The organism is Sulfitobacter sp. TMED3, from assembly GCF_002167505.1.
GTDB classification, from domain to species: domain Bacteria; phylum Pseudomonadota; class Alphaproteobacteria; order Rhodobacterales; family Rhodobacteraceae; genus Sulfitobacter; species Sulfitobacter pontiacus.
In genome coordinates this window covers 53,984-76,537 of sequence record NZ_NHBI01000003.1, presented here as the reverse complement: position 1 = coordinate 76,537, position 22,554 = coordinate 53,984, and the positions used below count along the sequence as shown (strand labels likewise).

Here is a 22,554-nt window from a genome sequence, read left to right as displayed (position 1 = left end):
GCGTTAATCTTCGTCAAATCCGTGATCCTGGATGTCTTTGAGGTCCGGGATCACATCCGCCGTCCCTTGCCGGGTGACCATCAAGGCGCCAGCTTGCATTGCCAGCGCAATCGCATCCGGCATCGACAGTTTGCGGTCCAAGGCAGCGATCAGATAGCCGGTAAACGTGTCCCCCGCGCCCGTGGTATCGACGGCTTTGACCGGATAGGCCGGAAAGATTTGCACCGTTTTCGCCTTGTTAGAGACCCATTTGCACCCCTCAGCACCCAAGGTCACGATAATATCGTTGATCGGCAGCGCGTCGATGCGGGCACCTGTGGTTTTTTCAAGCGCCTCTGCCTCGACCTCGTTCAACACCAGCAGATCAATGTCGGGCAGAACCTGCGCCACGATCTCAGCATCAAAGGGCGCGGCGGCATAGGCGACGCGCAGGCCCAAAGTATGCGCGGTCTGCGCGGCAAAGCGTTGGCCCAGGGTTTCGTTCTGCATCAGCAGAAAGTCACCGGGCGATGCCTCTGCCAGGGCGGCCCCGATCATCTGGGTGGTGATCTTGTGATTGGCCCCTGAAAACAACACGATAGAGTTTTCGCCATCCTCGGCCACACAGATATTCGCGTGACCGGTGGCCGTGTCGATCATGCTGATATGCTGCGTTTCGACGCCGTATTCCAGCAAGCGGTCCACGGTCCATTTCCCATCCGGCCCCACGGCGCCGATATGCATAACGCGCGTTCCGGCGCGGGCGGCGGCGACCGACATATTGGCCCCCTTCCCGCCCAACCCTTGCCGGAAATCATGCGCGGCAATCGTTTCCCCCGGCGCCGGCAGATGCCGCAGATAGTAGAAATTATCCGCGTTGATAGAGCCGAGGTTCCAGATCATTCGCCGACCTTGCAGGCCGCCAGAATGGCCATGTTCAGGATGTCATTCGCGGTGGATGTGGTCGAACAGATCTGGATCGACTTGTCCAACCCCGTCAGGATCGGGCCGATCACCGTGGCGCCCGCCATTTCCTGCATCAATTTGACCGAGATACTGGCCGAATGCCGCGCCGGCACGACGAGGATATTCGCAGGCCCTGTCAGCCGCGAGAACGGATAGTTCTTCTGGCTTTCCGCATTCAGCGCCACATCAACGGTCATTTCGCCTTCGTATTCGAAATCGACCCCGCGTGCGTCCAGCACATCGGGGGCACGCTGCATCTTTTCTGCCCGCTCGGACACGGGGTAGCCGAATGTCGAAAAGCTGACGAAGGCAACCCGTGGCTCAAGCCCCATGTGGCGGGCGACCTTGGCCCCTTTTTCAGCAATATTCGCAAGATCTTCTTCGTTCGGCCATTCATGCACCAGCGTATCGCCGATGAACACAATCCGCCCCTTGTGCAGCAACGCAGTGATCCCGACGGCGCCGTGTTTCGCATTGGCATCGAATACGTGGTTCAACCGTTCAAGAACATGGGCGGATTTGCGGGTTGCACCGGTCACCAGACCATCGCCATGCCCGTGCGCCAACATCAGCGCGGCAAAGACGTGGCGGTCACGGGCGGCCAGACGGTGGATATCCTTGCTGTCCGACCCTTTGCGCTGCAAGCGATTGTAAAGGAATGATTTATACGTCTCCAGGTGCTGGGTATTGGCCGCATTCACGACCTCAAGCTCGCGGTAGGCATCCTCCATCCCCGCCGCCGTCAGCTTGGCCTTTACGTCGTCAGCGCGTCCGACCACCAGCGCCTTGCCCAGACCGGAGCGTTGATACATCACCGCAGCACGCAGAACCTTGGGGTCATCCCCTTCTGCAAAGATCATCCGCGCCTGATTGGCCCGCGCACGGGCGTTGATCCCACGCAGGATATTCGCCGTCGGGTCCATCCGCGACTTCAGGCTCAGCTCGTAGGCGTCCATATCGATGATCGGGCGCCGCGCGGCGCCGGTGTCCATACCTGCACGTGCAACAGCAGGCGGAATACGATGGATCAGACGCGGATCGAACGGCGTCGGGATGATGTAATCCCGACCAAAGCTCAGGTTCTTGCCATAGGCCAGCGCCACTTCGTCCGGCACATCCTCGCGTGCCAGATCGGCCAAAGCGTGGGCGCAGGCGATCTTCATCTCGTCGTTGATGGCGCGGGCGTGGATATCCAGCGCCCCGCGGAACAGGTAAGGAAAGCCCAAAACGTTGTTAACCTGATTGGGGTAATCGCTGCGGCCTGTGGCGACAATCGCATCGGGGCGCACCTCGTGTGCTTCCTCCGGGGTGATTTCAGGATCGGGGTTCGCCATCGCGAAGATCACCGGATTATCCGCCATGCTGGCGACCATCGCAGGCGTTACCGCCCCTTTGACCGACACACCCAGGAACACATCCGCGTTCTTCATCGCCTCTTCCAGCGTGCGCAGTTCGGTCTGCGCAGCATGGGCCGACTTCCACTGGTTCATACCCTCGGTACGGCCCTGATAGATCACACCTTTTGTATCGCACATGATACAGTTGTTATGCTTGGCCCCCATCGCCTTGAGCAGTTCAAGACAGGCGATCCCCGCCGCCCCCGCACCGTTCAACACAATCTGCACATCTTCGATCTTCTTGCCCGAAATGCGCAAGGCGTTCAGCAGACCGGCAGCACAGATCACCGCGGTGCCGTGCTGGTCGTCGTGAAAGACCGGAATATCCATCTCTTCTTTCAGACGCTGTTCGATGATGAAACATTCCGGCGCCTTGATGTCCTCAAGGTTGATCCCGCCGAACGTCGGCCCCATCAGCTTGACCGCGTTGATGAATGCCTCGGGGTCTTCGGTATCCAGCTCGACGTCGATCGAATTCACGTCGGCGAACCGTTTGAACAGCACCGACTTGCCCTCCATCACCGGTTTCGACGCCAGCGCACCAAGGTTGCCCAAGCCCAAAACAGCAGTGCCGTTGGAAATCACCGCGACCATATTGCCCTTGTTGGTATAGTCATATGCCAGCTCGGGATTTTCGGCGATCGCTTCACAGGGAACGGCAACACCGGGGGAATAGGCGAGGCTCAGATCCCGCTGGGTCGTCATCGGGACGGTTGCGGTGATTTCGAACTTGCCCGGCGTGGGTTCAAGGTGAAAGGCGAGCGCCTCTTCGGACGTGATGCGGTTTTTGGTCACTAGAACGGCTTTCCTCATGGTTTCCCGCTTGATATCGCCGATCGGCCCCTCACACAATCATGATGGCGCTCACGGTTTGCGCGACGTCGCGGCGACGCCTCGCGTGCAAAGCCGGTCCGCCCTTTCGTCCGGAGGCGCGGTTTTGTACACAACGTTAACTCGAACCGGGGGCGCAGGGTGACCGAAGAAAAAATCACGCCAATGATGGCGCAATATCTAGAGCTTAAATCCCAGTACGCCGAAGCGCTGCTGTTCTACCGCATGGGCGATTTCTACGAGATGTTCTTTGACGATGCCGTCGCCGCGGCCGAAGCGCTGGATATCGCGCTGACCAAACGCGGCAAACACGGGGGCGAAGACATCCCCATGTGCGGCGTGCCGGTCCATGCCGCCGAAGGGTATTTGCTGACGCTGATCCGCAAAGGCTTCCGCGTGGCGGTCTGCGAACAGATGGAAAGCCCGGCAGAGGCGAAGAAACGCGGCTATAAATCCGTGGTCAAACGCGATGTCGTGCGGCTGGTCACCCCCGGCACATTGACCGAGGAATCCCTGCTCGAAGCGCGGCGCCACAACTATCTGGCCGCATTTGCAGAGGTCCGCGATGGTCATGCGCTGGCCTGGGTCGATATTTCGACCGGTGCGTTTCACGTGATGCCCCTGACCCTGTCGCGGCTTGGCCCCGAACTGGCCCGTCTGTCCCCGTCAGAGCTGATCGTGTCAGAAGCGAAAGAGGCTGATTTACGCGAATTAGTCTCTGATTTCGACATCGCGCTGACCCCTATCGCGCGCTCTGCCTTTGACAGCAGCAGCGCTGAAAAACGGGTCTGCGATCTGTTCGGCATCGGGTCGCTCGACGCCTTCGGCAGCTTTGAACGGGCTGATATCTCGGCCATGGGCGCGATCATCGACTATCTCGAGATTACACAGAAGGGCAAACTCCCCCTCCTGCGCCCGCCGCAGAAAGAGGCCGAGGCCCGCAGCGTGCAGATCGACGCTGCCACACGTCGCAATCTTGAACTGACACACGCGCTGACCGGTGGTCGCGCCGGCACGCTGTTGTCCGTTATGGACAAGACAGTGACCGCCGGTGGCGCCAGGCTGCTGGAACGGCGCATTTCGTCACCTTCCCGTGTGTTAGAGACGATTCAATCCCGTCTGGACGCGATCAGCTTTGCCTATGACACACCGTCGATCTGCAATGACATCCGCCAGCATCTGCGCAATGTCCCTGATCTGGACCGCGCCCTGTCGCGCCTGTCGCTGGACCGTGGCGGCCCCCGTGACCTTGCCGCCATCCGCAACGGCCTGACCGAAGCCAGCCATCTAGCCGACAAGATGCAAGCCGCCGCCCTGCCCGATCTTCTGGCCCAGGCCGCCAAAGGGCTTACCGGCCATGACAGCCTGATTGATCTGCTCGACGACGCGCTGATCGCCGAACCACCCCTGCTGGCCCGCGACGGCAGCTTTATCGCGCCGGGGTATGACGCCGAGCTGGACGAGGTGCGCACCCTGCGGGACGAAGGCCGCAGCGTCATTGCCCAGATGCAGCAGGATTTCATCACGCTCACCGGTATCTCGACGTTGAAGATCAAACACAACAACGTGCTTGGCTATTTCGCCGAAGTCACAGCGACCCACGCCGAGAAAATGCTGTCGGCGCCGCTGTCCGATACCTTTATCCACCGTCAGACCACCGCCAATCAGGTCCGTTTCACAACCGTGGAACTGTCAGAGATGGAGACAAAGATCCTCAACGCGGGCAACCACGCGCTGGAGATTGAAAAGCGGCTCTATGAAACGTTGAAACGCGCGATTCTGGATCACTCCGGCCCGATCGGTGTCGCCTCGGCTGGATTGGCCGAGATTGATCTGGCCGCCGGTCTGGCCGATCTGGCGCAGTCCGAAAACTGGGTGAAACCCCGCGTCGATAATTCACGTGCCTTCGACATTCAGGGGGGCCGCCATCCGGTCGTGGAACGCGCCTTGGCCCAGCAATCCGGCAGCCCCTTTATCGCCAATGATTGCACCCTGTCGGCCGATGGCGACAACGCGAATATCTGGCTGCTGACCGGCCCTAACATGGCGGGTAAATCGACCTTCCTGCGGCAGAATGCGATCATCGCTTTGATGGCACAAATGGGCAGCTACGTGCCTGCCGCCACCGCTTACATCGGCCTGATCAGCCAGATTTTCAGCCGTGTCGGTGCCTCTGACGATCTGGCACGAGGCCGTTCCACGTTTATGGTCGAAATGGTCGAAACTGCCGCAATCCTCAATCAGGCGGACGACCGCGCGCTTGTGATCCTGGATGAAATCGGGCGCGGCACGGCGACCTATGACGGCTTGTCCATCGCCTGGGCCACGCTGGAACACCTGCACGATATCAACCGCTCTCGCGCTTTGTTCGCGACGCACTACCATGAAATGACCGCGCTTTCGAACAAGCTGGGCGGGGTCGATAACGCCACCGTCGCGGTCAAGGAATGGGACGGAGAGGTGATCTTCCTGCACGAGGTCCGCAAAGGCGCCGCCGATCGGTCCTACGGTGTGCAAGTCGCGCAATTGGCCGGCCTGCCGCCGTCCGTCATCGCGCGCGCCCGCGTCGTGCTTGAAGCGTTGGAAAAGGGCGAACGTGAAGGCGGCGCGACGCAGAAAACCCTGATCGACGACCTGCCCCTGTTTGCCGTGTCACCGGCACCTGCGCCCCAACCAAAACAAAGCTCCAAGCTTGAAGAAACGCTGGCCGAGATTATCCCCGACGAGCTCTCTCCACGTGAAGCGCTCGACCTGATCTATAAATTGAAAGAGGCGGCCAAAACCTGACCGCCTCCCTCGCTTCCAAATGGTGTTAAATCCTCCCCGAAGGGCCGCTCTATCCCGGGCGTTTACCCTGCGGGGGTAGAGGAAACGCCGACCTGCGCCGGACGCAGCAGACGGTCGTGCAACATGAAACCTTCGGCGGCGACCTGGATGATATCGCCTGATTTGGTGTCTGGCACGGGCGCCTCGAACATCGCCTGATGATGCTGCGGATCGAACTTGTCACCCACTGCGGGCGAGATAACTTCGATGCCGTGCTTCTTGAACACGCTCAGCAACTCGCGCATCGTCAGCTCGATCCCTTCCAGCAATGGGCCGGAGATGGTGCGTTGCTCTTCTGTAGCGGCTTCCAGGGCGCGTTTCATATTGTCGTAGACCGGCAGCATGTCGCGCGCCAGTTTCGACCCGCCATAGTTTTCCGCCTCGCGACGATCCTTGTCAGACCTTTTGCGCGCGTTCTCTGCGTCGGCCAGGGCCCGCATGAAACGGTCTTTCAGCTGGTCACGCTCGGCACGCAATTCGTCCAGTTCCAGCGCTTCGTCATCAATTTCGGACATCTCGTCGGCATAGGCTTCGGCCTCTGCGTCATCGATATCATCCAGAAATTCGTTCTCTTTCGGCTCTGCCATAATTCACCTCTAGCTGCGGTTCGAAATCAGCTTTCCAACCAGCTGCGCCGTGTAATTCACAATCGGCACGATACGTCCATAATTAAGGCGCGTGGGGCCGATCACACCGACCGCCCCGATCACCTTACGATCAGCGTTCATATAAGGGGAAACGACCAGAGAGGAACCCGAAAGTGAAAAAAGTTTATTCTCAGAACCAATAAAAATGCGCACACCGTCGCCCGCGTCGGCCAATTCAAGGAATTCCGCGATGTCCCGCTTGCGTTCAAGGTCGTCAAATAGCTGGCGGATCAATTCGACATTCTCGGCCTCGCCTTCGGTGTTGATCAGATTCGACCGTCCGCGCACGATCAACCGCTCGGGGGATTCCCCTTCGCCCTGCCACAGCGCCAGACCGCTCTCGACAAGCTGCTGCGCCAGTACGTCAATCTGCTGGCGCCGCTGGCTGATCTCATGCGCGATGGTGCGCTGCAATTCCGAGATGGTTTTCCCCTCGACCAGCGCATTCAGGAAATTCGCGGCTTCACGCATGCTGCTGGGGGTCTGGCCCGGCGGCGGTGTGAACAACCGGTTCTCCACGTGACCGTCTGAAAAGACCAGAACGACCAGCGCCCTATCGTGAGACAGTGAAACAAATTCGATATGCTTGATCGGTGCCTCGTGCTTGGGCGTCAGCACAAGCGAGGCGCCCTGGGTCACGCCGGACAGCGCCGACCCCACCCGATCAAGAATGCCGCTGACATCGGCGTTGTTGCTGCCAACGGTCGCGTCGATCTTTTCACGGTCCATCTCGGTTGGATCGCCGATCTCGATCATCCCGTCGACGAACATGCGCAGCCCCATCTGCGTCGGGATACGACCGGCGCTGACATGGGGGCTGCCGAGCAGGCCCATATATTCAAGATCCTGCATCACATTACGGATCGTCGCCGCGCTGACCTTTTCGCTGAAATCCCGGGTCAGCGTGCGCGACCCCACGGGATCGCCATTCGCCAGATAGCCTTCGACCACGCGGCGGAACACCTCGCGCGAACGGTCGTTCATCTCGTCTAAAACTGTAGGTGTTTTGTCCATAGTGGGAGAAGTATGTGCGACAGGGGGCAAACGTCAATCGGGGTTGCATCGCGGCGCAACGCAGAGTTATCCCCAATGGCAAATGGAAAAGGAAATACCTATGCGCCCCTCTGGTCGGAAACTTGACGAACTGCGTGCCGTATCGATTGAAACGGGATTCACCAAACACGCCGAAGGATCGGCCCTGATCAAGATGGGCGACACCCATGTGCTGTGTACCGCCACGATCGAGGACCGCGTGCCACCCTTTATCAAGGGCTCTGGTCTGGGCTGGGTCACGGCAGAATACGGCATGCTGCCCCGTGCCACCAATACCCGTATGCGCCGCGAAGCGGCAATGGGCAAACAAGGGGGCCGTACTGTTGAAATTCAACGCCTTATCGGCCGCGCCCTGCGCGCCGGCGTGGATCGTAGCGCCTTGGGCGAACGTCAGATCACCATCGACTGTGACGTGCTGCAGGCCGACGGCGGCACGCGTTGTGCCTCTATCACGGGCGGTTGGGTCGCGTTGAAACTGGCGGTGAACAAGCTAATGAAGGCGGGCGACGTGGTCAGCGACCCGCTGGTCGATCCGGTCGCCGCGATCAGCTGCGGCATCTATGCGGGCCAGCCCGTGCTTGACCTTGATTACCCCGAGGATTCCGAAGCAGGCGTTGACGGTAACTTTATTATGACCGGCACCGGCAAACTGATCGAGATCCAGATGAGCGCCGAAGGCTCCACCTATTCGCGCGACCAGATGAACCAGCTGATGGACCTCGCTGAAAAGGGCGTGGCAGAGCTGGTCGAGAAGCAGAAGGCAGCCACCGCATGACCCGTAAATTCACAGGCGACCAGATCCTGGTCGCCACCCACAACGCTGGCAAGCTGCAGGAAATGACCGAGCTTTTCGCCCCCTTCGGCGTCACCGTCAAAGGCGCCGCCGAAATGAACCTGGGCGAGCCGGAGGAAACCGAAAACACTTTCATCGGCAACGCCCGCATCAAAGCACGTGCGGCGGTGGCGGCAACGGGCCTTCCCGCGCTTGCAGATGACTCCGGGATCGAGGTCGAAGCGCTGGACAATGCCCCCGGCGTCTATACCGCCGATTGGTCCGAAACGCCCAACGGACGCGATTTCGTCATGGCGATGACCAAGACCCACAGGTTACTGGAAGAGGCAAACGCCCCCTACCCGCGCCGCGCGCGGTTCTGCGCGACATTGGTTTTGGTATGGCCCGACGGGCATGAAGAGGTTTTCGAAGGCCGCGTGAACGGCACGCTTGTCTGGCCGATCCGCGGCGACATCGGTCACGGCTATGACCCGATGTTCCAACCCGACGGGCACGAGCAGACCTTTGGCGAAATGTCCGCCGACGCCAAGAACGCAATCAGCCACCGTGCGGATGCTTTCGCCAAACTGATCTCTGCCTGCTTTGACTGAGGATTGGCGCCAGGGGGGCTTTGGCCTTTATATCCATTGGCCGTTTTGCGAGGCGAAGTGCCCCTATTGTGACTTTAACAGCCATGTTAGTCGCACAATCGACCAACGGGCCTGGCGCGATGCCTATCTGGCAGAGCTTGAACGCGGCGCCGCCGAAACCCAAGGGCGCGTCTTGAACGCCGTCTTTTTCGGCGGTGGTACCCCCAGTCTGATGGACCCCGATGTCGTCGCTGATGTCATCGCCGCGATCCGTCGACTGTGGCCCACAGCGAATGATCTGGAAATCACGCTCGAGGCGAACCCCGGTTCGGTTGAGGCCGACCGTTTTGCGGCCTTCCGTCAGGCGGGCGTGAACCGTATTTCAATGGGGATACAGGCCCTGAATGTCGCGGACCTGAAACGTCTGGGCCGCATCCATACGGTNGACGAAGGGCTTGCCGCTTTTGACATTGCCCGCAATACCTTCGAACGCGTCAGTTTTGATCTGATCTATGGCCGCCAGAACCAGAGCTTGCCCGACTGGAAAGCCGAGCTAAAACAGGCCCTATCCCTAGCGATAGACCATATGTCGCTGTATCAACTAACCATTGAACAAGGCACCGCCTTTGGCGACCGCTATGCGGTAGGAAAGCTGCGCGGATTGCCCAGCGATGATCTGGGTGCCGATATGTATGCGGCAACTCAGGATATTTGCGGCGAGATGGGGATGCCCTCTTACGAGGTATCGAACCACGCCCGCGACGGGGCGCAGTCGCGGCACAATCTGATCTACTGGCGCTATGGTGATTATCTTGGCATCGGTCCGGGGGCACACGGGCGCCTGACCCAGAACGGCAATCGCTTTGCGACCGAATGTTTTAGCAACCCCAAACGCTGGCTTGACGCTGTTGCCAGCGGTGCCACCGAAAAGCCCCGCGAGCTTTTGACGACCGAAGATCAGGGGAGCGAGTTTCTGATGATGGGGCTGCGTCTGAAAGAAGGCGTGGACCTGCGNCGGTACGAGGCGCTTTCCGGCGCACCGCTTTCGACAAAAAAAATCACCCAGATGCAGGACATCGGGATGATTTCTAGGGATAAAGACCAGCTTTATGTNACNGATCAGGGCTTTATGGTGCTAAACGCGATCCTGGCCGAGCTTTTGTCNGATTANGANGNCGACAGACGTTGGCAAAGCTCGTCCAGCTCGTCCATCGTNGTGTAGTGCANCACCATCTGCCCNGCCTCCTGCCCCGGCTTGTGGTTCAGGGTTACCTTCAANCCAAGGTTCGCTGACAGATCCCCTTCAAGCGCGCGGGTATCCGCGTCTTTTTCGNTCGAGGATTTNNCCGCCCGCTTGTTTGGTCCNTCATTCTCAGCTTGCTGCTCTTTCTTGATCAGCGCCTCGGCCGCGCGCACCGACAAGCCGCCNGCGATAATCTGTTTGGCCAGCTTTTCAGGGTTCTTCGACGGCACCAAGGTCCGGGCGTGNCCCGCTGTCAGGTCGCCCTGACGCACCATTTCCAGTACNTTTTCGGGCAAGTTCAGCAAGCGCAGCAAGTTNGCGATATGACTNCGGCTTTTGCCCAAGGCTTCNGCCATCTTCTCTTGCGTGTGNCCAAAACGGTCCATCAGCTGACGATAGCCCGCNGCTTCCTCGATNGAATTGAGGTCCGCCCGCTGGATGTTCTCGATAATCGCAACTTCGAGAACTTCGACATCNGTGAACTCGCGCACGATGATCGGAAGTTCATGCAGTTGCGCCATCTGCGACGCNCGCCAACGGCGTTCACCCGCGACAATTTCGAACGTCCCATCATCGCGGCGGCGTACGATCAGCGGCTGGATAACGCCCTTTTCGCGGATAGAGTTTGCAAGATCNTCCAAATCCTGCGGATCAAACCGCTTGCGCGGCTGCTCCGGATTGGGGGAAATCTTTTCAATAGGAACATACTGTTCCGCCGCGCCTTCTGATGCCACCGTTTGTGTCTCCGCTACGTCCGCCATCAAAGCCGACAATCCTCGACCCAAACCGCGCCGTTTGTCTTTATCTGCCATTGCCTGACCCCTTATTTATACGGCACTATTTGCCAGTACTTCTTTCGCCAGATCGCGGTACGCTTTGGCACCTTTCGACCCGCTATCGTAACTTAGAACCGGCATCGCGTAACTGGGTGCCTCACTGACCCTTACGTTGCGCGGAATAACGGTTCTATATACCAGTTCGCCCAAATTGCTTCGGGCGTCCTGCTCAACCTGTTGCGACAGGTTGTTCCGCTGATCATACATCGTCAGCAAAATTCCTTCGATCCGTAGATCCTTGTTCCCGCTCTGGCGCACTTCGCGGATGGTNAGCATCANNTGCGACAANCCTTCAAGCGCGAAAAACTCGCTTTGNAGNGGGACNAGCACCGAATGCGCCGCNATCATCGCGTTCACCGTCAGCAAGTTCAGCGATGGCGGGCAATCNATCAGAATATANTCGAAGGCGTAGCTGTCCATCTGCGTCTGCCGTAGGGCGTCATGCAGAAGAAAACTACGCTTTTCATTAGCGATCAATTCCATATCTGCGGAACTGAGATCGACAGTGGCGGCAACGATATGCAGGCCCTCTGTCTCGGTCGTCATAATCACTTGATCAAGGTCGATATCCTCAAGCAAAAGCTCGTAGGTCGTAAATTCCCGATCATCCAATTCGATGCCCAGACCAGTTGACGCGTTGCCCTGCGGATCGAGGTCAATCACCAGAACGCGCTGCTTCTGCTCAACCAGAGCCGCGGCGAGGTTGATCGTCGTCGTGGTTTTGCCCACCCCACCCTTCTGGTTCGCAATCGCAATAATTTTGGGCCCCGAAGGTCGAGACAGATCAGACATGTTTGATTTCCTTGATCTTAAGAATTGCGGCGGAGGGGTTCGTCTGGCTTTGGATAGCGTCGCAGGTATATGCCCATGTCTCTCTCGCGGCGGCATCCTCTGCGCGCCAGTTCTCCCCCTTCGGGAAAAGCGCAGTGCCAGAAGGTAAGAGATGGCGATCTGCAAAGCCGAGCAAAGCGGTCAAGTCGGACAGGGCCCGCGCGCTTAGAACGTCTGCTTCCAAGGGTTCGATCGCTTCAATCCGCGCGTTCGCCACCTTTGCGTTCAGCTCAAGCTCCCGAATGGCTGTTCTCAGAAACGCGCATTTACGCTGGTCACTTTCGACCAAGGTAAATTTCGTCGCACGCTCGTCTTGCTGTGACATCAGCGCCACGACAATTGCCGGAAAACCGCCACCGCTTCCAAGATCTACCCAATGGCCCGCATTCGGCGCGTGGAAATAGATTTGTAGAGAATCCAGAATGTGACGCTCCCACATCTCGGGGACGCTCGGCTTGGAAATCAGATTGATCTTCGCCGTCCATTTCTCGACCAATTGCGAGAAATGCTGAAGCTTTTCCAATGTTTCACGTGAAACATCTTCCTCAAAAGCGCCCATCATGCAGACTTCTTCTGGCTGCCGCGCTTGAGGTGAGACAGAAGCAGCGTCAAGGCGGAGGGTGTCATACCGTCAATTCGAGCCGCCTGCGCGAGGTTGGTCGGGCGTGTCAGCAACAGCTTTGAGGTTAGCTCATTTGACAGCCCGTCGATGGCTTCATAATCAAAACTCGCGGGAATAACATGCGCCTCGTCCTTCTGGAGGAGGTCGATATCCCGTTGCTGACGCGCGATATAATTTGCATATAGCGCATCCCGCTCGACCTGACGGCGAATTTCGGGTTCTACCGCATCAAGCGCTGGATTGATCAAGACGATCTGCTCGAATGTCACGTCCGGAAANGCCAANAGTTGGAAACCGGTCCGCTTTGTTCCGTCCTGGCTAACCTTGATCCCTGCCGCCTCGATCGCCTTNGATGCATAGGGCGTNTTCGTNAGTTCNGCCATCGCTGCGTCGATNTTGGCCATTTTGGCGNTAAAATGCGCAACCCGCTCNTGCGANACGCAGCCCAAGGCNATCGCCAAAGGNGTGAGGCGCTGGTCAGCGTTATCAGCACGAAGCGACAANCGGAATTCGGCNCGAGAGGTGAACATGCGATAGGGCTCTGTCACNCCNCGGGTGGTCAGGTCATCAATCATCACGCCAATATAGCTATCGGCGCGGCTGAACGTCACCGGNTCTTTNCCCTGNGCTGNAAGNGCCGCGTTCAATCCGGCAACCAANCCTTGTGCTGCAGCTTCTTCATANCCGGTNGTCCCGTTGATCTGACCAGCGAGATATAGGCCAGGCACAGTCCTCACGGAAAGGGCCAGATCAAGGGCGCGGGGGTCGACATAGTCATATTCAATCGCATANCCGGGCTGGATGATTTCAACATTTTCCAACCCNACCATCGACCGNACATAGGCAAGTTGAACATCCTCAGGCAGCGAGGTCGAAATACCATTGGGGTAGATCGTATGGTCATCGGCGCCCTCAGGCTCCAGGAAAACTTGGTGCGAGGTTTTGTCAGCGAAGCGGACAACTTTATCTTCAATCGACGGGCAGTATCGAGGCCCTACCCCGTCGATATGCCCCCCGTACATCGCGGAGCGCGACAGGTTATCGCGAATAATTTGATGCGTTTCTTCATTGGTATGCGTAATACCGCAGGAGATTTGCGGGGCCGACGTCGTCTCTGACAAGAACGAGAACAAGACAGGCTCATCATCCCCGGGTTGCGATTCCAGCTTTTCCCAGTCAATCGTCCGTCCGTCCAGACGCGGTGGCGTCCCCGTCTTCAAGCGGCCGAGTGGCAAGTTGAACGAATCAATGCGGTTTGCCAGGTCGACGGAGGCTTTATCGCCCATCCGACCGCCGGAGCGCGACACATCCCCAATATGGATGACCCCGCGCAAGAAAGTACCCGTCGTCAAAACAACNGCAGCCGCGGAGATCTGTTCACCATCGGCAAGAACGGCACCAGAAACCTTACCATTGTCGAGAATGAAGTCGGTCACCTCACCCTCTACGATGGTCAGATTCTCCTGGCGTTCGGTCTCGGCCAGCATTTCTTTCCGATAGATCGCCCGGTCCGCTTGCGCCCGCGGGCCTTGAACAGCGGGCCCCTTGCGGCGGTTCAAAAGNCGGAACTGGATGCCGGCTTNATCCGCGACACGNCCCATAACGCCNTCCAGCGCGTCAATCTCGCGCACCAAATGCCCCTTACCCAGACCACCGATAGCCGGATTGCAGGACATCACCCCGATCCCATCGCGCGACATCGTGATCAAAGCAGTATTCGCGCCCATACGCGCGGATGCGTGGGCCGCTTCGGCNCCGGCATGGCCGCCACCGATAACTATCACGTCAAAATGTTTCACGTGAAACACTCCATCTATTTNCCCAAGCAAAAGCTCGAAAAGATTACATCCAGCAGGTTCTCAACGTCAATTCGNCCTACCAGCGCCTCAAGCGCGCGAATCGAATGGCGCAGTTCTTCTGATGCTATATCATATTGATCGGGGCCGTGATCCAGAACCAACATCGCAGCNGCTAATCCCTCGGCTGATTTCTGCAATGCAACGCGGTGACGTTCGTGCGTCGCAAGGCCGGCATTCAGACTTCGCGCGCCAAGGATGGTCTGTATTCTTTCTATCAGCTGCGGTACGCCCTGCCCCGTCACACCAGATATAGCGTCGTCCGCGCTATCGCGTAAGTCAGCCTTTGGTCGCAGGACGATATCATCCGCANNTGCGGCAACAGNCAGNTCCTCACCCTCTTCACTCAAAAACACGCGCAGGTCAGCTTGCTCGCCGCGGGTTTTCGCGCGGTCGATCCCGATGGCTTCGACCTCGTCTGCCCCNTCGCGCAAGCCCGCCGTATCCAGCAAGGTCACCGGCAGGCCACCAAGGTCCATCCGGACCTCGATCACGTCNCGCGTCGTACCCGCCACGGCAGAGGTGATCGCCNCATCGCGCCCNGCCAATGCGTTCAACAAAGTCGATTTCCCGGCATTGGGCCGGCCGATGATAGCGACCTCAAAACCCGTTCGGATACGTTCCGCCGTATGGGTACCGGCGATTTCAGCCAGAATATCGGCGTTCACCGCATTCAGCAGTTCCGTAACCTCGGGCGAGACGTCGACNGGAACGTCTTCATCCGCGAAATCGATGGTCACCTCAAGCAGAGCGGCCGCGCGGATCAGTTTTTCGCGCCAGATATCGACCTTTTGACCCAGGTGACCGGACAAAACGCGCAAGGCTTGTTTTCGCTGGGCTTCGGTCTCTGCCTCGATGAGGTCACCCAAACCCTCAACCTGCGTGAGATCCAGCTTGCCATTCTCCATCGCACGGCGGGTAAATTCGCCCGGCTCGGCAAGGCGCGTGCCGTCAAAACCAGAGAGCAGCGCCAGTACCGCACGCACCACCGCGATGCTCCCATGCAAATGAAGCTCGACCGTGTCTTCGCCGGTAAAGCTGTTCGGACCTTCGAAAGTCAGGACAAGGGCACGATCAATCACCTGCCCATCGGCCTCACTAATTGCGCGCACGGCGGCAACCCGCGGCGCGGGCAATGGCTGCGCGATGGTTTCAGCGATAAAAAACGCTTGCGGGCCCGAGATACGAATGACGCAAACACCGGCCCGCCCCTGCGTTGTGGCTTGGGCGAATATCGTATCCATATCATTTAACCCACTGATTTAAGTGAATATTTAGCTATTCATTGAGTCGAAGAAATCGGAGTTCGTCTTGGTTTGTTTCAACTTCCCGATCAGGAATTCAATCGCATCTGTCGTACCCATCGGGTTCAGAATACGACGCAACACAAAGGTCTTTTGCAGATCGTTCTTGTCGACCAGCAGATCCTCTTTCCGCGTACCGGACTTCAGAATATCGATCGCAGGGAAGACGCGCTTGTCCGCAATCTTGCGATCCAGCACGATTTCAGAGTTACCGGTCCCTTTGAATTCTTCAAAGATCACCTCGTCCATGCGGCTGCCGGTATCGATCAGAGCAGTAGCGATAATGGTCAGCGACCCACCCTCTTCGATGTTCCGCGCGGCGCCGAAGAAACGTTTGGGGCGTTGCAGCGCGTTGGCATCAACACCACCGGTCAGAACCTTACCCGACGACGGCACAACAGTGTTGAACGCGCGGCCCAGACGGGTGATCGAATCCAGCAAGATCACAACGTCACGCTTATGCTCGACCAGACGTTTCGCCTTTTCGATGACCATTTCCGACACGGCCACGTGGCGCGTTGCAGGCTCGTCGAAGGTCGAAGATACAACCTCCCCTTTGACACTACGCTGCATATCAGTGACTTCTTCGGGGCGTTCATCGATCAGCAGAACGATCAAGTAGCACTCGGGGTGGTTCTGTTCGATCGAATTGGCGATGTTTTGCAGCAGAACCGTTTTACCGGTCCGTGGCGGCGCCACGATCAAGCAGCGCTGGCCCTTACCGATGGGCGATACCAGATCGATGATACGCGAGGACCGGTCCTTTATCGTCGGATCATCGACTTCCATCGTCAGACGTTCATCGGGGTAAAGCGGCGTCAGGTTTTCAAAGGCGACCTTGTGGCGCGCTTTTTCCGGCTCTTCAAAGTTGATCTTGGTGACATCTGTCAGCGCGAAATACCGCTCCGCATCATCTGGCGCCTTGATCAGACCTTCGATTGTGTCGCCCGTGCGCAGCGAGTGCTGGCGGATCATCTCGGGCGAGACGTAAATGTCATCGGGGCCCGGCAGATAGTTCGCTTCGGGCGACCGCAGGAAGCCAAAACCGTCCTGCAACACTTCCAGCACACCATCGCCCGAGATTTCCCAGCCTTCATCCGCACGTTCGCGCAGGATCTGGAACATCATTTCGCCTTTACGCATGGTCGATGCGTTTTCGATCTCAAGCTCTTCGGCCATCGCCAGAAGATTCTTGGGCGTCTGCGCCTTTAGATCGGCAAGGTTAAGTGTTTCAGTTGTCATGGAAATATCCTGTTCCGATCCCGGAATGCGGGCGGGTCGTGTCATAAAAATGGGCAGATGTATACGGTCCCCGGACGGGGTGCAGGAAACACATACTCAGAATGGCGGGNTTCGTCAATCAGCTTAGAATTTCACGACGACCGAGAATACAATGATGATCATCAGCAGCGTCGGTACCTCGTTCATGATCCGGTAACGTTTACCGCTCAGCCGGTTCTCCCCCGCTGCAAAGGCCTTCACACGCCCGACNAGCCACCCGNGGAACCCNGTCATCGCAAATACGCTTGCGCCNTTCGTCCAGGGCCACACAGCNGCCCAGTCGACGATGCCCGGTGTGAACACCAGCGCCAGCCCGAAAATCCAGGTGCCGATCATCGCGGGNCGCATGATCACGGTGGCNAGCTTGAACTCCATCATCTTGAAAAGATCGTGNGTCTGGCCGCTTTGGCCCACCTGCTCTGTATGATGCACNAGAAGCCGCGGCAGATAGAACAGCGCCGCCATCCACGAAATGACCGAGATAATATGAAGCGATTTTACCCAAGGATAGGCGATGGCAAGCAAGTCGGTCATGTCACACTCCGGTTGGTGCCTTCTTACTAATATAAATAAGAAAAGAAGAAAGATGATGATGTAAGTAGGGANATCATTTTCTGTGGATTACTGTTTTGTACCTCGATTTATCCACCTGTGCATGTTGTGAATCCCCTATCGATGATAACTCGGCNCCGCGCGGATAAATTCACCCTTTTTCAAATACTTAAATAAAAAATTTTCAGGGGATAAACTGTGTAGCTTTGTGGATAAGCTTGGGANTAACTCCGTTCAGGGGGTTTGCGATTTATCCTTATGCCGCCCCGTATAAAGCTGGAATTTCCCGCTGGCAGGCAGGGGTTTTCCCGACGCTTTCGCGCACTCTCGCCATTCGGGNGAAAAATCCCTAAGAACTTCCTAGCGTCGCACACAGGTTTATCCCCATGCCCCAACGTTTCATCCTCGCCTCCGGGTCGTCGATCCGGTCACAGCTGCTGCAACAGGCCTGCGTCCCCCATGAGGTGAGCGTGGCGCGAATAGATGAACAAATGATTAAGATGGCCCTGCTGGCAGAGCAGGCGCCCCCCCGCGACATCGCCGATACACTGGCCGAGATGAAAGCCCGCAAAGTCAGCGACAAGACCCCGGGCGCCTTGGTGATGGGCTGTGATCAGGTGCTNGACCANCGCGGGACGNTGCTGTCAAAACCCGCCACGCCAGACGAGGCGATTGCCCAGCTGAAATCCCTGCGCGGCGATCGCCATAGCTTGCTGTCCGCCGTGGTGATCGTCGAGGATGGCAAACCGATCTGGCGTCACGTGGGTCAGGTGCGGCTGCGCATGCGCGACGCGTCCGACAGCTATATAGAGGAGTATGTCGCGCGGAACTGGGACAGTATCCAACATGCGGTCGGCGCCTATAAACTAGAAGAGGAAGGCGTCAGGCTGTTCAGCGGCATTGAAGGNGATTACTTTAATGTCCTAGGGTTACCCCTGCTTGAACTGTTGAATTATCTGACGCTACGGGGGGATCTATCCGCATGAGCTTGGCTAAAATACCGCTGGCAGGTGTGATCGGATCGCCGATTGCCCATTCAAAATCCCCNCAGATCCACGGGCACTGGCTGAAAACGCTTGGGCTGNANGGGGCCTATATCCCCCTGCACGTCGAACCCGAAGATCTGCGCCAAGTGCTTGAGGCGATGCCGAAAATGGGGTTCATCGGNGCCAATGTCACGATCCCCCATAAAGAAGCGGTGATCGAGATCGCAGATATCATCACAGACCGCGCCGCGATGATTGGGGCNGTGAATACGATCACCTTCCGCGCAGACGGTAAAATTCAGGGCGATAATACGGACGGTTACGGGTTTATCGAAAACCTCAAGGCNGGCGCGCCGGATTGGGTGCCGGGTGANGGCCCCGCCTGCNTNTTTGGTGCCGGTGGNGCCGCGCGTGCCGTGATCTCNTCNCTACTGGACGCCGGCGTGCCCGAAATTCTGCTTGCCAATCGCACCCGTGTGCGNGCCGAACGGTTGCGGTCGGTCTTTGGNAACCGNGTGACGGTCTANGACTGGTCGCAGGCGGGGACGATGGTCAGCCATGCGTCCTTGGTGGTGAACACCACGTCGCTGGGGATGATCGGAAAATCCGANCTGCGCGTGCCGCTTGATGGGCTGCGCGCCGATACCGTGGTNACGGATCTGGTCTATGCGCCGTTGAAAACCACGCTTCTGGCAACCGCAGAGGCGGCGGGATGCGTCACTGTTGANGGNTTAGGCATGCTTTTGCATCAGGCGGTGCCGGGGTTCGAACGGTGGTTTGGCGCGCGGCCGACGGTGGACCATGAAACACGTCTGGCGGCGTTGCGCTGATGTTTCTTCTGGGTCTGACCGGGTCGATCGGNATGGGGAAATCGACCACCGCACAAATGTTCGCTGATCTTGGCTGCGCCGTCTGGGACGCNGANGCCGCNGTGCATCGGCTCTATGCCAAGGGGGGGGCNGCCGTCGCGGCNTTNCANGAAACGCTNCCNGATGCGGTNGTTGCGGGCGAAGTNTCGNGGCCCGCGCTCAAAAGCNTGATCGATGCGGACCCCACCGTATTGAAAACGATCGAAAGCATCGTGCATCCGCTGGTCGGCGAAGATCGCGCGGCCTTTCTNGCGGANACAAAGGCCAAGATCGTNGTGCTCGACATCCCGTTGATTTTTGAAACCGGTGGTGACAAACGCATGGATGCGGTGGCCTGTGTCACGGTCTCGGCCGACATCCAGCAAAAGCGTGTGATGGCGCGCGGGACGATGACGCTGGAACAGTTCAAAAACATCCGCGCCAAACAGATGCCAAACGATGAAAAATGCGCTTTGGCCGATTATGTGATTGAAACAGACACCCTGCCCCACGCCCGCGCGCAGGTGGAGGCTGTCATCGANGATNTCAAAGGAAANCTGTCCCATGCGTGANATCGTACTGGATACGGAAACCACCGGATTCGACCCTGAAAGCGGCGATAGGATCGTTGAAATCGGTGCGGTTGAACTGATGGGTCACGTGGCGACCGGCAATACCTATCACCAATATATCAACCCCGAACGCAGCATGCCCGCCGAAGCCTTCGAGGTGCACGGGCTGGGCGACGAGTTTTTGCGCGACAAACCCAAGTTTGCGCAGATCGGGCAGGATTTTCTGGATTTCATCGGTGATTCAAAGCTGGTGATCCACAATGCCGCCTTCGATATCAAGTTTCTGAACGCGGAATTGAAATGGATGGGNCTGCCCCAGATCCCGTGGGANCAGGCGCTTGATACGCTGGCCATCGCGCGCAAACGCTTTCCGGGCTCGCCCGCGTCGCTGGATGCGCTGTGCCGCCGCTTTGGCATCGATAACACGTCGCGGACGCTCCACGGTGCTTTGCTNGACAGTGAAATTCTGGCGGATGTCTATCTAGAGCTGATTGGCGGGCGGCAACCGGACTTCGGCCTGTCGACCAAACCGGAAAAGAAAGAGGGCGACACCACCCCCGATTGGACGCCAAAACCGCGCCCGACGCCCCTGCCCTCGCGGATTACCCCGCAAGAGGCCGCCGCCCATACCGAATTTGTCGATAAACTGGGCGACAGCGCTGTGTGGAAGACGCTTTAGGCGTCCGCTTTTTGCGTATTCTCGGCCTGACGGCGCGCGATCTCGTTGCGATACAGCGCAACAAAGTCGATGTTTTCNAGGTTCAGCGGCGGGAAGCCACCGTCGCGGGTCACATCGCTGACAACGCGGCGCAGGAACGGGAAGATCATGCGCGGGCATTCAATCAGCAGNAANGGGTGCATCTGGTCTTCGGGCACGTTTTCAACGTGGAAGATACCGACATAGTCGATTTCCAGCAGGAACAGCGTCGCGTCGCCGCCTTTGGCTTTTGACGTAACCTGAAGCTTGATCGCGGATTCATACTGGTTCTCGGCCGACCGCTTTTTCGCNTCCAGATTGACCTGAACCTGAACGTCGGGNTGNACATCTGTCGGCGCGCCTTTTTGCGCCATGATGTTTTCAAAGGACATATCACGGATGAACTGACCCAGAATACGCATCTGCGGCTGTGCGGCCTGGGTCGGTTGTGTTGCTTCTTCTTCAGCCATTTAAAGGCTCCTTAAGACAATAAACTCATTTAGTCGGGCTTATCAGATCGCCTTGCCGCGCTCAATGGCCCGCATCAAATGGCCTNAAGTCAGTGGNNCGCAGTCANTGNCCCGTNGTCAGTGNTCNGTCCAGCCAGAGGGGCGTTTGGGCCCGCGGTCCTGTTCCGACAGCTCGTGGTATTCGCCATCGATCACATCCCCCTGCATCGGACGATGGGGCTGNGGGCGCCGTGGCCCCGANGTGCCGCCCATATGGACGCTGCTCACGTTGACCTTGCTGCGTGCNGCTTTGAACGCAGCGGTNCGCACNCCGGGGATCAGCAGGGCAAAGCCCAGGGCATCGGTGAAAAACCCCGGTGTCAGCAGCAACGCGCCGGCNAACAGGATCATNGCGCCATGCACCAGCGGTTCGGTCGGATCACGGACTTCGGACAGGGACGATTTGATCTGGCCAAGNGCCAGCGCACCCTGAGCGCGCATCAGATAGGTGCCGATGATCGCGGTAGAAACAACAATCGCCAGCGTCCAGCCGAGGCCAATTGCCCCACCCACCTGAATGAACAACGTTATTTCTATCAACGGTACGGCAATAAAAGCCAAAAACAGCCACATGGCATGCGTCCTTTCCTATGGGCCAGAGTGGACTTGGCCCGGTTCACACCCTACATAGGGGCACTAGACCGACGTTTCCATGTTTCTCAGCACGAGGTACCTATGAATTCGCCCATGATACAGCTTCTGGTACTGGCCGCTATTGCCGTGTTCCTGATCCTGCGGCTCAAGAATGTGCTTGGCACACGCACCGGTTTTGAAAAACCGGCCGAGGTCAGCGAGAAACCCGANCGCCCCAGCGGCCCCGCGTTCGAAGTCATCGAAGGTGGCCCNGATCTGGATATNACCGATCACGCGCCCGAAGGGTCCGATACCGCGCTCGCNCTGGCCGAGATGAAGCGTGTCGAGCCNTCCTTTGGGGTCAGCGACTTTNTGGGCGGNGCCCGCGGNGCCTACGAGATGATCGTGATGGGCTACGAACACGGTAATCTGGACGAGATCAAACCNTTCCTCTCGGAAGACATCTACGAAAGCTTTGTCGAAGGCGTNGCCGCGCGTGAAGATCAGGGCCTGACCGTGGAAAGCCACTTTATCGGCATCCGCGAGATGGAGCTTGAGAACGCCACGATGGACAAGACCACCAACGAGGCAGAGCTGACGATCCGTTTCGTGGCCGAGCTGACGTCGGTCGTGAAAGACCGCGATGGTGAAATCGTCGAAGGCAGCACGACAGAGGTCAATCGTCAAAAAGACACATGGGTGTTTGCCCGTGTCATGGGCTCGGATGATCCAAATTGGCTGCTCGTTTCTACAGACGGTTAAAGCGTGCCTGTGCGGGTGCAT

Annotated in this window: 22 protein-coding genes; 9 read left to right on the top strand and 13 right to left on the bottom strand. The window is 58.1% G+C overall.

Translation table 11 applies throughout. The features are described 5' to 3' along the window. Positions 1 to 3: 3 nt before the first annotated feature. Both CBB63_RS00510 and CBB63_RS00505 read right to left on the bottom strand, forming a co-directional pair. Positions 4 to 882: a ribokinase gene (locus CBB63_RS00510; protein ID WP_286697747.1), complete on the bottom strand. Its 879-nt coding sequence runs from the start codon at positions 880 to 882 to the stop codon at positions 4 to 6. Continuing rightward, positions 879 to 3,137 carry an NADP-dependent malic enzyme gene (locus tag CBB63_RS00505; RefSeq protein ID WP_005850791.1) on the bottom strand — a complete coding sequence of 753 codons (2,259 nt, stop codon included), beginning with the start codon at positions 3,135 to 3,137 and terminating at the stop codon, positions 879 to 881. The genes CBB63_RS00510 and CBB63_RS00505 overlap by 4 nt, the downstream gene beginning before the upstream one ends. Before the next feature lie 201 nt (positions 3,138 to 3,338). Between CBB63_RS00505 and mutS the strand changes: the two genes are divergently transcribed. Further along, on the top strand, positions 3,339 to 5,960 hold the full coding sequence (mutS, locus tag CBB63_RS00500) for a DNA mismatch repair protein MutS (RefSeq protein ID WP_286697805.1): 2,622 nt from the start codon (positions 3,339 to 3,341) through the stop codon (positions 5,958 to 5,960). 62 nt (positions 5,961 to 6,022) lie between these two features. On the opposite strand, the gene CBB63_RS00495 is transcribed toward mutS, so the two are convergent. Next, positions 6,023 to 6,586, bottom strand: coding sequence for a nucleotide exchange factor GrpE (locus tag CBB63_RS00495; RefSeq protein WP_009825720.1), 564 nt, complete (start codon positions 6,584 to 6,586; stop codon positions 6,023 to 6,025). A 9-nt stretch (positions 6,587 to 6,595) separates the two neighbouring features. Further along, complete coding sequence (gene hrcA / locus CBB63_RS00490) at positions 6,596 to 7,630, bottom strand: heat-inducible transcriptional repressor HrcA (protein ID WP_009825719.1); 1,035 nt, start codon at positions 7,628 to 7,630, stop codon at positions 6,596 to 6,598. 130 nt (positions 7,631 to 7,760) lie between these two features. Here hrcA and rph point away from each other — a divergent pair, with 130 nt between their 5' ends. Genes rph through hemW form a run of 3 tightly spaced genes read left to right on the top strand, consistent with a single transcriptional unit; the run spans position 7,761 to position 10,283 of the window. Continuing rightward, entirely contained in the window at positions 7,761 to 8,474 is a 714-nt protein-coding gene (gene rph / locus CBB63_RS00485; RefSeq protein ID WP_005850783.1) for a ribonuclease PH, read from the top strand. After that, the gene (gene rdgB / locus CBB63_RS00480; protein WP_286697746.1) at positions 8,471 to 9,082 is read left to right on the top strand and encodes an RdgB/HAM1 family non-canonical purine NTP pyrophosphatase; all 612 of its coding nucleotides are present in this window, start codon (positions 8,471 to 8,473) and stop codon (positions 9,080 to 9,082) included. The genes rph and rdgB overlap by 4 nt, the downstream gene beginning before the upstream one ends. Then, positions 9,075 to 10,283: a radical SAM family heme chaperone HemW gene (gene hemW, locus CBB63_RS00475; RefSeq protein ID WP_286697745.1), complete on the top strand. Its 1,209-nt coding sequence runs from the start codon at positions 9,075 to 9,077 to the stop codon at positions 10,281 to 10,283. Before rdgB ends, hemW begins: the two co-directional genes overlap by 8 nt. On the opposite strand, the gene CBB63_RS00470 is transcribed toward hemW, so the two are convergent. The 7 genes from CBB63_RS00470 to CBB63_RS00440 form a co-directional block, all read right to left on the bottom strand. Beyond that, the gene (locus CBB63_RS00470) at positions 10,229 to 11,116 is read right to left on the bottom strand and encodes a ParB/RepB/Spo0J family partition protein (protein ID WP_286697744.1); all 888 of its coding nucleotides are present in this window, start codon (positions 11,114 to 11,116) and stop codon (positions 10,229 to 10,231) included. The two genes, hemW and CBB63_RS00470, sit on opposite strands and share 55 nt — an antisense overlap. A 15-nt stretch (positions 11,117 to 11,131) precedes the next feature. Continuing rightward, a complete protein-coding gene (locus CBB63_RS00465) occupies positions 11,132 to 11,932 on the bottom strand; it encodes a ParA family protein (RefSeq protein WP_286697743.1) in 801 nt (266 codons plus the stop codon). Then, on the bottom strand, positions 11,925 to 12,533 hold the full coding sequence (gene rsmG / locus CBB63_RS00460) for a 16S rRNA (guanine(527)-N(7))-methyltransferase RsmG (protein ID WP_286697742.1): 609 nt from the start codon (positions 12,531 to 12,533) through the stop codon (positions 11,925 to 11,927). The genes CBB63_RS00465 and rsmG overlap by 8 nt, the downstream gene beginning before the upstream one ends. Further along, a complete protein-coding gene (gene mnmG, locus CBB63_RS00455; protein ID WP_286697741.1) occupies positions 12,530 to 14,392 on the bottom strand; it encodes a tRNA uridine-5-carboxymethylaminomethyl(34) synthesis enzyme MnmG in 1,863 nt (620 codons plus the stop codon). Before mnmG ends, rsmG begins: the two co-directional genes overlap by 4 nt. A gap of 14 nt (positions 14,393 to 14,406) precedes the next feature. After that, entirely contained in the window at positions 14,407 to 15,693 is a 1,287-nt protein-coding gene (gene mnmE / locus CBB63_RS00450; RefSeq protein ID WP_286697740.1) for a tRNA uridine-5-carboxymethylaminomethyl(34) synthesis GTPase MnmE, read from the bottom strand. Positions 15,694 to 15,723: 30 nt separating this feature from the next. Next, positions 15,724 to 16,995, bottom strand: a complete 1,272-nt coding sequence (gene rho, locus CBB63_RS00445) for a transcription termination factor Rho (RefSeq protein ID WP_005850767.1) — start codon at positions 16,993 to 16,995, stop codon at positions 15,724 to 15,726. 123 nt (positions 16,996 to 17,118) lie between these two features. Then, the gene (locus tag CBB63_RS00440) at positions 17,119 to 17,568 is read right to left on the bottom strand and encodes a CopD family protein (RefSeq protein WP_286697739.1); all 450 of its coding nucleotides are present in this window, start codon (positions 17,566 to 17,568) and stop codon (positions 17,119 to 17,121) included. 404 nt (positions 17,569 to 17,972) lie between these two features. On the opposite strand from CBB63_RS00440, the gene CBB63_RS00435 reads away from it, so the two are divergent. The 4 genes from CBB63_RS00435 (at position 17,973) to dnaQ (ending at position 20,671) form a co-directional block, all read left to right on the top strand. After that, positions 17,973 to 18,572: a Maf family protein gene (locus tag CBB63_RS00435; protein ID WP_286697738.1), complete on the top strand. Its 600-nt coding sequence runs from the start codon at positions 17,973 to 17,975 to the stop codon at positions 18,570 to 18,572. Further along, the gene (locus tag CBB63_RS00430) at positions 18,569 to 19,402 is read left to right on the top strand and encodes a shikimate dehydrogenase (RefSeq protein WP_286697737.1); all 834 of its coding nucleotides are present in this window, start codon (positions 18,569 to 18,571) and stop codon (positions 19,400 to 19,402) included. Before CBB63_RS00435 ends, CBB63_RS00430 begins: the two co-directional genes overlap by 4 nt. Further along, a complete protein-coding gene (gene coaE, locus CBB63_RS00425) occupies positions 19,402 to 19,992 on the top strand; it encodes a dephospho-CoA kinase (protein WP_286697736.1) in 591 nt (196 codons plus the stop codon). Before CBB63_RS00430 ends, coaE begins: the two co-directional genes overlap by 1 nt. Then, a complete protein-coding gene (gene dnaQ, locus CBB63_RS00420) occupies positions 19,985 to 20,671 on the top strand; it encodes a DNA polymerase III subunit epsilon (RefSeq protein WP_286697735.1) in 687 nt (228 codons plus the stop codon). Before coaE ends, dnaQ begins: the two co-directional genes overlap by 8 nt. Here the strand turns inward: dnaQ and secB are convergent. Together secB and CBB63_RS00410 are read right to left on the bottom strand one after the other, a co-directional pair. After that, positions 20,668 to 21,159, bottom strand: coding sequence for a protein-export chaperone SecB (secB, locus tag CBB63_RS00415; protein WP_286697734.1), 492 nt, complete (start codon positions 21,157 to 21,159; stop codon positions 20,668 to 20,670). The genes dnaQ and secB overlap by 4 nt on opposite strands. A 117-nt stretch (positions 21,160 to 21,276) precedes the next feature. Further along, on the bottom strand, positions 21,277 to 21,771 hold the full coding sequence (locus CBB63_RS00410; protein WP_286697733.1) for an FxsA family protein: 495 nt from the start codon (positions 21,769 to 21,771) through the stop codon (positions 21,277 to 21,279). Between the two features lie 102 nt (positions 21,772 to 21,873). Between CBB63_RS00410 and CBB63_RS00405 the strand changes: the two genes are divergently transcribed. After that, positions 21,874 to 22,533, top strand: a complete 660-nt coding sequence (locus CBB63_RS00405; RefSeq protein ID WP_286697732.1) for a Tim44/TimA family putative adaptor protein — start codon at positions 21,874 to 21,876, stop codon at positions 22,531 to 22,533. Positions 22,534 to 22,554: the final 21 nt, after the last annotated feature.

Excerpts from the sequence above, each read along its gene's own strand:
- rph (WP_005850783.1), top strand. The coding sequence starts at position 7,761 with ATGCGCCCCTCTGGTCGGAAACTTGACGAACTGCGTGCCGTATCGATT.
- CBB63_RS00510 (WP_286697747.1), bottom strand. The coding sequence starts at position 882 with ATGATCTGGAACCTCGGCTCTATCAACGCGGATAATTTCTACTATCTG.
- mutS (WP_286697805.1), top strand. The coding sequence starts at position 3,339 with ATGATGGCGCAATATCTAGAGCTTAAATCCCAGTACGCCGAAGCGCTG.
- rdgB (WP_286697746.1), top strand. The coding sequence starts at position 8,471 with ATGACCCGTAAATTCACAGGCGACCAGATCCTGGTCGCCACCCACAAC.
- rsmG (WP_286697742.1), bottom strand. The coding sequence starts at position 12,533 with ATGATGGGCGCTTTTGAGGAAGATGTTTCACGTGAAACATTGGAAAAG.
- hrcA (WP_009825719.1), bottom strand. The coding sequence starts at position 7,630 with ATGAACGACCGTTCGCGCGAGGTGTTCCGCCGCGTGGTCGAAGGCTAT.
- rho (WP_005850767.1), bottom strand. The coding sequence starts at position 16,995 with ATGACAACTGAAACACTTAACCTTGCCGATCTAAAGGCGCAGACGCCC.
- CBB63_RS00495 (WP_009825720.1), bottom strand. The coding sequence starts at position 6,586 with ATGGCAGAGCCGAAAGAGAACGAATTTCTGGATGATATCGATGACGCA.